The sequence below is a fragment of the Antrihabitans stalagmiti genome (assembly GCF_016482825.1).
Taxonomy (GTDB): domain Bacteria; phylum Actinomycetota; class Actinomycetes; order Mycobacteriales; family Mycobacteriaceae; genus Antrihabitans; species Antrihabitans stalagmiti.
The window spans coordinates 127,551-140,565 of sequence record NZ_JAEMNV010000007.1 but is presented as its reverse complement, the minus strand read 5'-3'; the positions used below and the strand labels follow the sequence as shown (position 1 = coordinate 140,565).

Sequence of the window (13,015 nt, the reverse complement as noted above, 5' to 3'; positions counted from 1 at the left end):
GTGGGAAATCTGCTGAAAGTCGACGAGTTGCAGATCGAGCTCGTGACGGCGAGAGGCGTAATTCGGGCCGTCGACGGTGTCTCGTTCTGCATCGACGCCGGCGAGACGGTCACGATAATCGGGGAGTCCGGCTCCGGAAAATCAACCACGGCAATGGGCATACTCGGCTTGCTCCCGGAGGATCTTGCGGTCCTTTCCGGATCCGTTCGCTTCAAAGATCGCGATATTCTCGGTGACACCAAGGCGCTTGCCGATGTGCGTGGCAAACACATTGCGCTCATCCCGCAGGACCCGATGACGGCCCTGAGCCCTGTCCACACAGTGGGGAGCCAACTGCGAGAAGCGGTGCGCCACGGCGGTGTTCGTGGCAAGTCGAAAGAAATCGCCCGTGCCGTGGAACTGCTCGAACAGGTGCGCATCCCGAATCCGGAAACCCAACTCGGCAAGTATCCGCATCAGTTCTCCGGCGGCATGTTGCAGCGGGTGCTTATCGCCGGTGCGCTCGCCGCGGACCCGGAACTCATCGTGGCCGACGAGCCGACCAGCGCACTCGACGTCACCGTTCAAGCGAGCATTCTCGATCTGCTGATGGAACTACAGGAGCGCACCGGGATCGGAATGCTCGTCATCACACACGATCTCGGTGTCGCCCGACTCGTATCGGATCGCATCTACGTGATGAAAGACGGTGCCTTCGTCGAGAACGGCGAAGCGGAAGATCTGGTGCGCAGGCCACAGAGTGCGTACACGAAGAAGCTTCTCGATGCGATTCCCGTACTGGGACCATGGAGTGCGGCAAAGACGGAAGTAGGGGTTTCGGCATGAGCGAAGCAACGGCACAGCCGGAAACGCTGTTGGCGGTCGAGGATCTCGTCGTGGAGTATCCGGTTGCTACCGGTACGTTCCGTGCGGTCGACTCGGTCAGCTTTTCGGTCAGCAGGGGAGCCACCGTGGCCATCGTGGGGGAGTCCGGGTGCGGCAAGTCCACGATCGCGAAATCGATCGTCCGGCTGCTGACGCCTACTTCCGGTCGAATCGTCATCGGGGACACCGATATCGCGCAGTTGTCGGAGAGAGCGCTACGGCCGTTCCGATCCCGCGTGCAGATGGTCTTCCAGGATCCGTACGGGTCCCTCGATCCGCACTTGACCGCGGTCGACATCGTCGGCGAGCCGCTTCGGCTACAGGGTGTTCGCGCCAAGAACGCCCGCGCGAAGAAGTCTGCGGAGTTGATGGACCGCGTCGGTCTGCCCTCGACTGCGCTGCACCGTCGGCCGGCGGAGTTCTCGGGCGGCCAGCGCCAGCGCATCGGGATTGCCCGCGCACTTGCAAGCGGTCCGGAGATCCTGGTGTGCGACGAGGCGACGAGCGCGCTCGACGTATCCGTGCAGGCACAGGTGCTGGACCTCTTGCGCGAGATCCAGAAGGACACCGGGCTGACCTATGTGTTCATTTCGCACAACCTCGGCGTGGTGCGTGAAATCAGCGAGACCGTCGTCGTGATGTCGAAGGGTCGGGTCGTCGAATCCGGTTCTACTGCAGAGGTTCTGGCACATCCTCGCGAGCCGTACACGCAAGCGCCACGCGCTGCGGCGCTCGATCCGACAGCAATGGTCGGAATCAAACCGAGACACGTCCTGTCCAGGCAAGCCGCCGCACCACAACAAACCGAGTCGACACCCAGCCTGGCCGAACAGTCGTCAGCTGCCCGATCTGTAGGAGCTTCCTCGTGACAACACGCAAGATGTTCTCGCCGATGGTGCTCGGCACCATGACGTTCGGCGACACAGTGGACATCGACGGTGCGGGGGCGTTGCTGGATGTTGCCCTCGACGCCGGGATCTCGCACATCGACACCGCAAATGGCTACGCCGCTGGTGAAGCCGAGCGAATATTGGCCAAGTTGCTTGCAGGCAAACGGGATTCGGTCACCATCGCTACCAAAGCTGGCATGTACCTCGGCGACACCGACGGTCATTCCCCGCTGTCGCCGAAGGGATTGCGGCTCAGCCTGGAAGCCAGCCTCGCGCGCCTCGGCACCGATTACGTCGATCTGTTCTACCTGCATCAGCCCGATCGAGTCGCGTCCCTGGACGACACACTCGGTACCGTTGCGGAGTTCGTTGCCGAGGGAAAGATTCGCGAACTCGGGGTGTCCAACTTTGCAGCGTGGCAGATCGGCGAGGTCGTGCGGGTCGCCGATAGTGTCGGGGCGCCGCGACCGATCGTCGCTCAGCAGTTGTACAACCTGTTGGCGCGCCGGATCGAGGACGAATACGTCGAGTACGCGGCAGTCTCGGGCCTGACGACGATGGTCTACAACCCGATCGGCGGCGGATTGCTCACCGGCAGACACCAGTTCGGCGAAGCGCCGACGGAAGGCCGTTTCGGCGATTCACGCCTCGCCGAGATGTACCGCGAGCGGTATTGGAACACGCAGATCTTCGAGGCGATTGCCGCACTGTCACGCGTCGCCGCCGACGCCGGACTTCCCCTTACCGAACTCGCGCTGCGGTGGTTACGCTCCAAGCCCGTCGTGGGCCCAATTCTGCTCGGTGGGTCGAAAACGTCTCACCTGCAAGCCAATATCGCTGCTCTGGCACGTGGGCCGCTGTCCGACGATCTGGTCGCGGCCTGCGACGAAGTTGGCGCCGCACTGCGTGGCCCGATGCCCGCATACAACCGATAGGAACATCGATCACAATGTCTGCCGCTGATTTCGCCGCCCGCCTTCGAAACCGGGAACGGGTGCTCGGGTACTGGTCCGTGATCGACAGTCCGGTCTCGACCGAGTGGCTCGCCCACGTCGGCTGGGATTACATCGCGCTCGACCTGCAGCACGGCCTGATCGGCTACGGCGGCATGCTGCAAGGCCTGACCGCGATCGACGCTGCCAACGGTCCGGCTGGCATCGTCAGGGTCGAGGCGAACGACCCGACGCCCATCGGCCGCGCGCTCGACGCCGGCGCCGTCGGGGTCATCGTCCCGCTCATCGATTCTGCTGCGGACGCCGCCCTTGCGGTGTCTGCTAGCCGGTATCCTCCGGTCGGCATCCGATCGTACGGACCGATGCGCTCGCAGTTACGGATCGGCCCCAACCCGGTCGATGCGAATCGTGACACCGTGGTCCTCGCAATGATCGAAACTCCGCTCGGCCTGGAAAACGTCGAATCGATATGTGCGGTAGCCGGTCTCGACGGCGTCTACGTGGGTCCGTCCGATCTTCGGCTCGCGGTCGGCGGCTCCTCACCCTCCGATCCGACTGTCGACGAGCAGTTCGAAGCTGCTCTGACTCGCGTCCGGGAAGCCGCTGCGGCCGCCGGAATAGCCGCAGGAATTCACACGGCCTCGGGTGCGCTCGCGGCTCGCCGGCTCAGTGAGGGCTACACCTTCGCCACCGTCGCATCCGACCTCACCCACCTCAGGGCCGTGTCGGCAGCGCACCTGAAAGACGCGCTGGGGGAGTAGCGCTGATCGTCGTAGGTCGTGTGAACACACCAGATCACAATTCACCTGCAGGCTGGCAACGCCTCCATCCCTGAGCTTGGGAAGATGTTGGGCCCCATCGGCGTTCCCACGAATCGAAGTCGAACGTCGATATGACGAATCGACGGCAGGAATCAAGGTGAAACGATTCCGGCGGTCATTACTTTCGCCGAGGATCGCACCGGGGTCATGCGACTGAAACGCCCACAACGACGGGCACAATGCACGTCTGTTCAATCTTCTTCGTCGACCGCACCAAACGGCAACATCCGCCGCTACTGCGCGCGACACACCACGTACCTGGGTAGCAGCCCGCGCGACGGCGACACCATCGGGGTGCGAGGGTGACGTCGTGCTCCGACCTCATCGCAGACTCGTCGAGTATCTCTGTCGGCAGGTTCCATCTGCACATCCTCCGAACTGGCCCGCAGTACCGCCCTTGGGCTGAGAGGACCCTTGCGGTTCACCCGTACCGTCTGCGCTGCGCACCACCTGGTCGTAGGGGCAATGCGGACTCGTTTGGAGAAGAGGGAAGCCCCGCACCGAAGTGGTGTGGGGTTTCTCTCGTTGCGTGCGGTCCGCGCCGACGAACGCATGGGCGTCTCAGGCGGGGAGGGACCAGATTACCTTCGGCCCATGTAATGAGGCCTTCGACTTCTGTTGGGAGGTCAACGATTCAGCCAGCATCGATTGATGTCCGAGAGTTCCCTCGATTCGAACGCCGTGTTGCCGGGCTCCGTTGTGGTTGGGATCGACGGTTCACGCGCCGCGTTGGGTGCAGCCCTTTGGGCCGGGCAAATTGCACATCTGCGACATGTGCCGCTTGTGGTCGTCTACGCAGTCTCAGCGGCGCAATATTTCGGGCGCGCCGAAACCTCCATCGAATCGGTTCTGAGCCGGCATGAACACGAACAGTCGAAGTGGCTGATCGCTCACGCAGCATCGATGGTCCGTAGACGAAATCCTGGCTTGCGCGTGTCGTGGCTCATTCGGCCGGGGTCAGGCCCGGACGTTCTGATCGACCTCAGCGCTCGCGCCGGCTTGATCGTCGTCGGCGCGACTGGACGCTCGACGATCCGCGCACGTTTGCTTGGCTCGACTGCGTCGGCAGTGTGCAATCGAGCATCCTGTCCCGTTGCTGTGGTGCATCGAAGTGCCGAGCCGAGCGAACGACATCGAATGCGCAACCTCCCTGTTGTCGTCGGTATCGACGGCGGACCCTCCAGCGAGAGGGCGGTAGCCAATGCGTTCGAGTACGCATCGATGCTCGGGGCACCGCTGCTGGCGGTTCATACGTGGTTGGCAAACGAATTGCCCTACGGAACGGAAGTGTCGTCCGACGGCGATGCAGAACGTGAAGAAGCGCTCCTTGCCGAATGTTTGGCTGGTTGGCAGGAGAAATTTCCCGACGTGACAGTCGAGCGGGTGTGCACGGAAGGGAATCCGTTGGTCGAGTTGTCTGCGCGGGCGGCACAGGCACGGATGGTCGTCGTCGGAAGCCACGGGCGCGGACCGCTGACCAGTCTCCTGCTCGGATCCACCAGCCGGGGTTTGGTGCACCGAGCGCCGTGCACGGTGCTCGTCTGCCGAACACGAAGCGTGTGATAACGAGGGCTTACGGCTGTGCCGAAAGTGACAAAGGGCCGCGGTGTCGAAAGTGGTTGCCGCATAGCGTTTTGCGCAACAGCAAACCTATCGAGGAGAACATCATGGCAAGTCAACCCGTCATTGTCGGCGTCGACGGTTCACCGGCATCGGGAAGTGCGCTTCGTTGGGCGGCGAACGAAGCTGCGCAACATCACGTGCCATTGCACATCGTGAATTCCTGCGCGGATCAACGGGGTTATGCCGCCACCGTCGCGGCAGTCGCCTTCGACCGGGGACCGATGCAAGATGCTGCGCGTAAGGTGCTCGCTCGTGCGAAGGCCGATGTCGCAGCACATTTCACAGGAGGGGAGCCTTCCGAAGTCAAGACGATTCTCAGCGACGATCCCGCCGAACCGACGCTCATCGATCTATCCAAGAATGCCCGGATGCTCGTCGTCGGCTCCAGGGGGATGGGTGCATTCAAACGTGGTCTGCTCGGTTCGGTGAGTACCGCGGTCGCGCGTCACGCGCATTGCCCGGTTGCCGTTATTCACGAAGAGAACGACGACGCATTCGTCACGACGAATCGTCCTGTCGTTGTCGGTGTCGACGGCACGCGATGCAGTGAACGAGCAATCGAGATCGCCTTCGACGAAGCATCACATCGGGGGAGCGAGTTGGTCGCAGTGCATGCGTGGTCCGATGCGAGCGATTTCGAGCACCCCCTCCGGGATTGGCTTGTCTCGGCCGCCAACGAAGAGGCAGCACTTGCCGAAAGTTTGGCCGGTTGGCAAGAGAAGTTTCCCGATGTGACGGTGCGCAGGATTGTTGAAAAAGACCGTCCCGCAAGAAATTTGGTGAAGCACGCCGAGGACGCAGGTTTGGTGGTTGTCGGCAGTCACGGCCGGGGCGGGTTCGCAGGGATGCTCCTCGGGTCGACGAGCCAGGCACTGCTGCACAGCGTGACCTGCCCGCTGATCATCGCTCGTGGGTCTGCCTGAGTGCAGTGGCGAGAAGAGGTTTCGTGTGACGCCCGGAAACGTGGACGTCGGCTCCAGCGACGAGGTGGGTCCGGTCGTTCACGAAATCATGACCGCGCGCGTGGTGGCGATCGGGCGGTCGGCCACTCTGCACGAGGCGCTGGCCGTCATGCTGGGGGCTCGCGTTCGGCATCTCCCGATCGTCGACGACGGGAAATGTGTTGGGCTTCTTTACGAGTCGGACGCACTCTGGGAACTGTATCTACATGGTGAGTTGGCTCGGACCGCTGGTGAGTGCGCGCGGAGCCCTGTTCCGTTCGTTCCTTTCGACGCTTCTTTGTCGGCTGCGGCACAGGTCTTCGAAAGTGCCGCCGCAGACGCGGTGGTAGTCGATCGGGCCGGCCGCATAGCAGGAATTCTCACGGCGACAGATGTCGTTCGTGCGACGGCCCGTGCTCGCGTCCAATTGTGAAATGACATTTGGCCCATTGGCCGCGGTGAACGGCAGCTATTCGGAGGCTTCCGCCTCTGCTTTGCGGAGTGCAGCGGGAGTCGAATATAGGTACAACGCCTTTGCTGGGAAGGCGGCAAAGGAGAGTTGCAAATGTCCGAGATTCCTATCGTGATCGTCGCTTACTACTTTGCGTTCTTCGGCTTCGTCTTCGAGCATGCTTTGCTGTTCGCCTCGATTGCGGTTGTGCTCTGGCTATTGCTGCTTGTCCCTATCAAGGTTTGGACGAAACTGTGGTCGATGATTCACCGGCCGATCGGTCATGCGACGCGGCGACATAGTCCTGTACGCGAACTTCCTCGTCCCGAGGCGCTGAAGGTGCCGGTAGGCATGAACCATCGCCCGCTGGATCACGCGCGCTGACCGACCCGCTCGAAATCCCTCCCCCCCAAAAAAATCCCCCGCGGATGTTGTCCGCGGGGGATTTTTCGAGCCGTTTCGAGCCGACTCGTCAATTTCGGTCGGCTACTGCGACTGTCGATGCAAGGAAGTCGACGATATTGTCGATCGTACGCATCGATGCATATTCCGACTCGGGTATTTCCACTCCGAACCGTCGGCTGAGCTCGATGAGAAAATTGAGCCAATCCATCGAGTCCAAGTCGACTTGATCGCGTAGAGCTGCGCTCGACTCCAATTCGGCAGGCACGACTTCTGGAGCAATTTCGGTCAATGCTGATACGACTTCGCTCTGGATTTCAGCAGTATTCATCGATACCTCTCACAATTGATCTGGATTTTGCAACAGCTCGCGGATCTCGGCCAGGAACAGTGCGCCACGGCGTCCGTCGCTGACTCTGTGATCTGCTGCCAAGCTGGCAACAACCGTGGGCATCGCACGGACCTGTCCGTTTTCGATCCACGGTCGTTCGAGAATGCTTCCGAAGCCGACAAGTGCCACCTGTGGCGGGTAGATGACGCCGAAAACTGTTTCCACCCCCTGATCACCGAGACTGGTGACGGTCAGCGTCGGGTCGGAAAGCTCTGAGCTACGTAGAGTTCCGGCCCGAGCTCGTTTCACGAGATCGGCAAGGTCGGACATCACACGATCGACTGGTTTGTCTGCGACATCGTGGATCGCGGGCGCGATGAGGCCACCACCTCTGATGGCAATGGCTACGCCGAGGTGGATTCCACTTCGCGCTTCGAACTCGCCGTCGGTCCAGAACCCGTTCATCTCGGGATACTTGCGAGCCGCGACCGCTGTCGCCTTGAGCAGCAGAACTGCGGGCAGGACCCGTTCGCTGAGCGGCCGCGACGCATTGCGCGCTTCGAGCCACGCCGACATCGGGCCCAACGAGATGGTGTCGCTGAGGTAGTAGTGCGGAATGTCGCGCTTCGATCGGATCATTGCCGCAGCAATTGTATTGCGCATAGCGGCATTTCGGTCGACGTGGACGTTCGCAGGCTGCTCGACGGGGCGGCTTGCCGCCCGCACCACGTCATCGATGACAATCGATCCCGCGGGACCCGTTCCTTCGATGGTGCGAAGGTCCACATCGAGGTCGCGTGCACGTCGCCGCGCGGCAGGCGATATCCATTGCCTGTGCGTCGGGTCCGGAGCCGCGCTGCTGGGAGGCGGTTGTCGGACGCTGTGCACTGTTGTCACCTGGGGCGGTCTTTCGATGGACACCGTCGCAGATGGCTCAGGTTCGGGCCGCGCAACCGGTGCCGCAGCGGCGACCTCGGGCTCCCTCGGGCGAACCTCGGCGGATGGTTCGTCAGGGTTGGCGAGTGTCGCGAGTACCGTTCCGACCGGGACAGTCGCGCCAACGGGCACCAACAGTTCTCGGACGGTTCCTTCCTCCCAACACTCCACTTCGACAGCGGATTTCGTTGTCTCGACCTCCGCGACGACCTGGCCGCGGGCGACCGTGTCTCCAGGCTTCACCAGCCATTCGTTGATCTGCGCTTCGTCCATGTCGGCCCCGAGCGACGGCAGTTTGAATTCGATCACCGTGTCGCCCTCATTTCCTGCCGAGGATCGAATGCACGGAGGCAACGATTTTTTCCACTTGTGGCAAGGCCGCTTCCTCTAGGTGCTTCGAATAGGGAATCGGCACTTCTTCACTGCAGACACGGGCGAGGGGTGCGTCGAGTTCGAAGAAGGCTTGTTCTGCAATCTGAGCCATGATTTCGCCCGCGAAGCTGCCCGTACGCCACCCTTCGTCGACGACAACCGCTCGATGCGTTCTGCTGACCGACTCGAGAACGGTCTTCGTATCGAGCGGACGCAAGACTCTCAGATCCACTACTTCGCAGTCGATCCCGTCGCTCGCGAGACTTTCGGCCGCGCTCATCGTCTTCGGCAACGACCCACCGTAGGTAATGAGTGTGACGTCCTTGCCTTGTCGTCGCACCGCGGCGTGCGAGATATCCACAGTAGATCGATCGTCCAGTTCCGCGGACGTGTTGTATAGCTGAACGTGCTCGACGATGACGACCAAGTCCGGATCGGCCAGCGCGGCCGGCAACATCCCTCGCGCATCGGCTACCGTCGCGGGCGCAAGCACCGTGATGCCGGGGATGTGCGCGAACCAGCCCTCCAGGCTGTGCGAATGTTGAGCGCCGAGCTGTCTGCCGGCGCCGGTCGCCATCCGAACCACAAGCGGCACCGAAAACTGACCGCCGGACATATGGCGAAGTGCGGCTGCGGTATTCACGATCTGGTCGAGAGCGAGCAGGCTGAAGTTGACAGTCATGATCTCGACGATCGGTCGCATTCCGCCTATCGCTGCGCCGATGCCCATACCGACGAAGCCGAGTTCCGACAGGGGAGTGTCGCGGATTCTGTCGGGTCCGAACTCGTCGAGCAAACCCTTCGATACGGCATAGGTCCCGCCGTACTTTCCGACATCTTCACCCATCATGAAAACCCGGTCGTCGGTTGTGATCGCATCCCGGATGGATTGCCGGATCGCTTCGCGATATGTGGTCTTCATCGGTTGGCCTCGGGGTGAGGAGACATGACGTCTCGCATCAGGTCGGCGACAGGCTCGAAGGTTCCGGACTCCGCGTAGTCCACTGCTATGTCGAGCTCGCGCGCGACCTCGTTTTCGATCTGTGCCAAGTCGGCATCGGTCATCAGGCCGCTTGCCCGCAGTTGGTCGGTCCACGCCGCGATGGGGTCATGGCGCTTCCAACGCTCGATTTCGGTTTTGTCGCGGTAGAGATCCGGGTCGAACATCGAGTGCGGCCGAAACCTGTAGGTGAGCAATTCGAGAAAGAACGGCCCGCCCGTTGTGCGGATGTGGTTCGTCGCAGCTACCGCTGCTTCGAAGGTTGCGTGAACATCCATACCGTCGACGCGAAGGGTTGGGACCTTGTATGCGGCCGCCTTTGCGCTCAGGTCGGTTTGCGACTGAGCACGGTCGAGCGCCGTTCCCATCGCGTAGAGGTTGTTCTCGCAGCAGAACAACACGGGAAGTTGCCACAGTGCTGCCATGTTGATGGTTTCGTGGAACGCACCCTCGGCGACGGCGCCATCACCGAAGAAGCATGCGGTGACCTGGTGACGGCCTTGCATCGAGTCTGCGAGCGCGAGGCCGGCTGCAAGTGGCAGTCCGCCCGCAACGATCGCATTTCCGCCGAAAAAGCGAGTGTCCGAATCGAAAAGGTGCATGGACCCGCCGCGCCCACGCGAGCAGCCTTCCACCTTGCCGAACATCTCGGCCATGATCGACTTCATCGGTACACCACGGACGAGTGCGTGGCCGTGTTCTCGGTAGGTTGCCACCACGCCATCTGCTGGCTCCAGAGCGTGCATCACTCCGACCGCAACAGCCTCTTCCCCGACGTAGAGATGCAAGAATCCACGAATCTTCGTTGCGCCGTACAGTTCCGCAGCCTTCTCTTCCATCCGCCGAATGCGGAGCATGTCCGCGAGCAAGGTCAGGGCAAACGTCTTTTCGTAGTGAACAGTGCTCGATGTCATGACGAGGACTCCAGCGTCGACAGGTCTCCCTCGGGCAGTCCGAGCTGCCGCGCCTTCAACAGGCGTCGCATAATTTTTCCGCTGCGGGTGTGCGGAAGTTGCTCGGCGAAGTCGATACCCTTCGGCGCCACCGCTGCACCGAGGCGTTTTCGCGCGTGCCCCATGAGTTCTCGCCGCAAGGCCTCGTTGGCAACATGCCCTACCTTGAGCGTCACGAAAGCGTGGACCACCTCGCCGACCATGTCGTCCGGAATGCCGATGACCGCGGCCTCGGCGACTGCTGCGTGCTCCATCAGGACGTTTTCCACCTCGAACGGCCCGATCAGATGGCCCGCGGACTTGATGACGTCGTCGGCGCGGCCAACGAACCAGAAGTAGCCGTCGGCGTCACGCCGAGCGAGATCACCGGTCAGGTAGAAGTCCCCGGAGAAGGATTCTCGGTAGCGGTCTTCGTTGTTGAGATATCCACGAAACATCGAAGGCCAGCCGACCCGAAGTGCGAGCTCGCCTTCGACATTCGGTTCGTCGACGATGACGACTCGACCTGCTTCCCGTCGCACTACGAATGCGTCGACGCCAGGAAGCGGCCGGCCCATCGAACCCGGCTTGATGTCGAATGCGGGGGTGTTGGCGATCATGATTCCACCGGTCTCGGTCTGCCACCAGTTGTCGTGGATTGCGTGGCCGAGGACGTCCCTGCCCCACAGCACTGCGTCGGGGTTCAGCGGTTCACCGACCGAGGCGACGAATCGTAACTTCGGATACTGGAATTGCTGTGCCAGTTCGGGGCCGGCCTTCATGAGCATCCGGATCGCAGTCGGTGCCGTGTACCAGACCGAGATGTCGAGTTGCTCGAGGATTCGATACCAGCGCTCGGCATCGAAGTCGGCGGGATCGACGACCGATGTCACGCCGTGCAGGAGTGGCGCGATCACACCGTAGGACATGCCGGTTACCCAGCCCGGATCGGCTGTGCACCAGTAGATGTCGTCGGGATGCAGGTCGAGCGCATAACGACCCGTTGCATAGTGCGTTACAGCTGCCCCGTGGACGTGAATGGCGCCCTTGGGGGTTCCTGTGGTGCCACTCGTGAAGTGCAGTAGCGCAGGGTCTGTCGCCTTCGTGGGTGTCAACGGGGCGTCGTCGTCGACCTCCGCCATGAGCCGCGCCAGGTTGAGTGTGCCGGCGACTTCGGAAGGGCTGCCGTCGTCGTCGATGAGAAGAATGTGACGCAGGGAGGGCATCGTCTCCCGGACTTTCGCGATCTTGCGCCGGTACAACTTCTCGGTCGTCAACATGACGGTGCCCTCGCCGAGTCGCACCCTCGTTGCGATGGGTTCGGGTCCGAAGGCCGAGAACATCGGGGAAACGACCGTGCCGTTGCGCAATGCGCCGAGGATGCCGTAGTACAGCGCCGGAACTCTGCCTGCGGCGACGAACATGGTGTCACCCTTGCCGATTCCGAGTCGGCGAAGGACGTTGGTGAAGCGGCGCGCCTGCTCCGCCAGCTCGCCGTAGGAAATGTCTTCCGTGCCGAATTCACCGTCGCGGATCTCGCTGTTCACGAAACGAAATGCGGTTCGATCGCGCTGCGGCCCCATCGCGTGTCGGTCCAGCGCCAGCTCTGCGATGTTGCACATGTCGTCTTCGTCTGCCCCGAGCTGCCGCGCAACCTCACCCCAGGAGAATGCCGAACGCTCGGCCTCGTAATCGACGAAGTTGGGTCGGACGAGAAATTCGCTTGGCGACTTGTAGATGCGGTCGGTTCGGGCGGTGGTCGTTGTCATCGTGCGCTCGCCGTCGTCGCTGGGGTGCGTCCCGGGCGGGTCTGTGCCGCTTGCAGGGTGCGAGAATATTGCCGCTCGGCACGAAACTTTATGCCCAGCAGCATTTTTCGTGTCATCAAAGCGGTCACGGGCCCGGCGAGCTCAGCGCCGAGCACGTCGAGGATCTGCCGTCGATGTTGCCGACTTCGGACGACGAGTCGGCACCGATCCTCCCAGTGCGGAATGATGTGGAAGGACCAGACTGCATCCCAGGGCGTATCCGGTTCTTGTTCCCGCAGGACGATATGACGATGCGGGCTCGATTCGACGACCGGCAGTGCCAGTCCGTTGCGGATCCCCAACCAGCCTTTCGGGACCAGCCGGACCACATCCCCGACTTCGAGACTCTGCCATTCCGGATGGATCGAATCGGCGTTGCGGATATGTAAACCGAAAAGATTCTCGAGCGTCTCGTAGCTGTACAACCCCCCGCGGTCCTGGCCGATCTGAACCAACCACTGCCAGATGACCTCCGGCGTAGCGTCGATCCACACCGCGTCGGTGTTCACGATCGAGGGCTCCGATATCAGCTCGTCACCGGGGAGTTCCGCTCGGCATTCTTCTTTGGTTGCGCCCCAGTTCCGGTAGTAACGGCGTGCTCCCGCCGCAACTAGCCCCAGCGCTGCAACCTTCACAAGTGTCGATGTCATTGTCAAAGCTTGACCCCGAGCGGGGCGACGACGTAGGGGCA

14 protein-coding genes are annotated in these 13,015 nt (G+C 62.0%); 8 read left to right on the top strand and 6 right to left on the bottom strand.

The window, feature by feature from the left end; all coding sequences use genetic code 11:
- The 8 genes from JGU71_RS20830 (at position 1) to JGU71_RS20795 (ending at position 6,927) form a co-directional block, all read left to right on the top strand.
- A complete protein-coding gene (locus JGU71_RS20830) occupies positions 1-825 on the top strand; it encodes an ABC transporter ATP-binding protein (RefSeq protein ID WP_199706219.1) in 825 nt (274 codons plus the stop codon).
- Complete coding sequence (locus JGU71_RS20825; protein ID WP_199706218.1) at positions 822-1,733, top strand: ATP-binding cassette domain-containing protein; 912 nt, start codon at positions 822-824, stop codon at positions 1,731-1,733. The genes JGU71_RS20830 and JGU71_RS20825 overlap by 4 nt, the downstream gene beginning before the upstream one ends.
- Positions 1,730-2,689, top strand: a complete 960-nt coding sequence (locus tag JGU71_RS20820; RefSeq protein ID WP_307829744.1) for an aldo/keto reductase — start codon at positions 1,730-1,732, stop codon at positions 2,687-2,689. The genes JGU71_RS20825 and JGU71_RS20820 overlap by 4 nt, the downstream gene beginning before the upstream one ends.
- Before the next feature lie 14 nt (positions 2,690-2,703).
- Entirely contained in the window at positions 2,704-3,468 is a 765-nt protein-coding gene (locus JGU71_RS20815) for an HpcH/HpaI aldolase family protein (protein ID WP_199706217.1), read from the top strand.
- Positions 3,469-4,179: 711 nt separating this feature from the next.
- The gene (locus JGU71_RS20810; protein ID WP_199706216.1) at positions 4,180-5,091 is read left to right on the top strand and encodes a universal stress protein; all 912 of its coding nucleotides are present in this window, start codon (positions 4,180-4,182) and stop codon (positions 5,089-5,091) included.
- A gap of 104 nt (positions 5,092-5,195) precedes the next feature.
- Positions 5,196-6,074, top strand: coding sequence for a universal stress protein (locus JGU71_RS20805; protein ID WP_199706215.1), 879 nt, complete (start codon positions 5,196-5,198; stop codon positions 6,072-6,074).
- 25 nt (positions 6,075-6,099) lie between these two features.
- Positions 6,100-6,525, top strand: a complete 426-nt coding sequence (locus JGU71_RS20800; protein ID WP_199706214.1) for a CBS domain-containing protein — start codon at positions 6,100-6,102, stop codon at positions 6,523-6,525.
- A gap of 132 nt (positions 6,526-6,657) precedes the next feature.
- A complete protein-coding gene (locus JGU71_RS20795) occupies positions 6,658-6,927 on the top strand; it encodes a hypothetical protein (protein WP_199706213.1) in 270 nt (89 codons plus the stop codon).
- Positions 6,928-7,015: 88 nt separating this feature from the next.
- On the opposite strand, the gene JGU71_RS20790 is transcribed toward JGU71_RS20795, so the two are convergent.
- The 6 genes from JGU71_RS20790 to JGU71_RS20765 are packed head-to-tail and all read right to left on the bottom strand — an operon-like array spanning position 7,016 to position 12,974.
- Positions 7,016-7,276 (bottom strand): acyl carrier protein, encoded by a 261-nt coding sequence (locus JGU71_RS20790; RefSeq protein WP_199706212.1) that lies wholly within the window; start codon positions 7,274-7,276, stop codon positions 7,016-7,018.
- A 9-nt stretch (positions 7,277-7,285) separates the two neighbouring features.
- Positions 7,286-8,521 carry a dihydrolipoamide acetyltransferase family protein gene (locus JGU71_RS20785; protein WP_199706211.1) on the bottom strand — a complete coding sequence of 412 codons (1,236 nt, stop codon included), beginning with the start codon at positions 8,519-8,521 and terminating at the stop codon, positions 7,286-7,288.
- A 10-nt stretch (positions 8,522-8,531) separates the two neighbouring features.
- Positions 8,532-9,506 (bottom strand): alpha-ketoacid dehydrogenase subunit beta, encoded by a 975-nt coding sequence (locus JGU71_RS20780; protein WP_199706210.1) that lies wholly within the window; start codon positions 9,504-9,506, stop codon positions 8,532-8,534.
- Positions 9,503-10,498, bottom strand: coding sequence for a pyruvate dehydrogenase (acetyl-transferring) E1 component subunit alpha (gene pdhA, locus JGU71_RS20775; RefSeq protein ID WP_199706209.1), 996 nt, complete (start codon positions 10,496-10,498; stop codon positions 9,503-9,505). The genes JGU71_RS20780 and pdhA overlap by 4 nt, the downstream gene beginning before the upstream one ends.
- Positions 10,495-12,285 carry an acetate--CoA ligase gene (gene acsA, locus JGU71_RS20770; RefSeq protein WP_199706208.1) on the bottom strand — a complete coding sequence of 597 codons (1,791 nt, stop codon included), beginning with the start codon at positions 12,283-12,285 and terminating at the stop codon, positions 10,495-10,497. The genes pdhA and acsA overlap by 4 nt, the downstream gene beginning before the upstream one ends.
- A complete protein-coding gene (locus JGU71_RS20765) occupies positions 12,282-12,974 on the bottom strand; it encodes an SRPBCC family protein (RefSeq protein ID WP_199706207.1) in 693 nt (230 codons plus the stop codon). The genes acsA and JGU71_RS20765 overlap by 4 nt, the downstream gene beginning before the upstream one ends.
- Between the last annotated feature and the right edge of the window lie 41 nt (positions 12,975-13,015).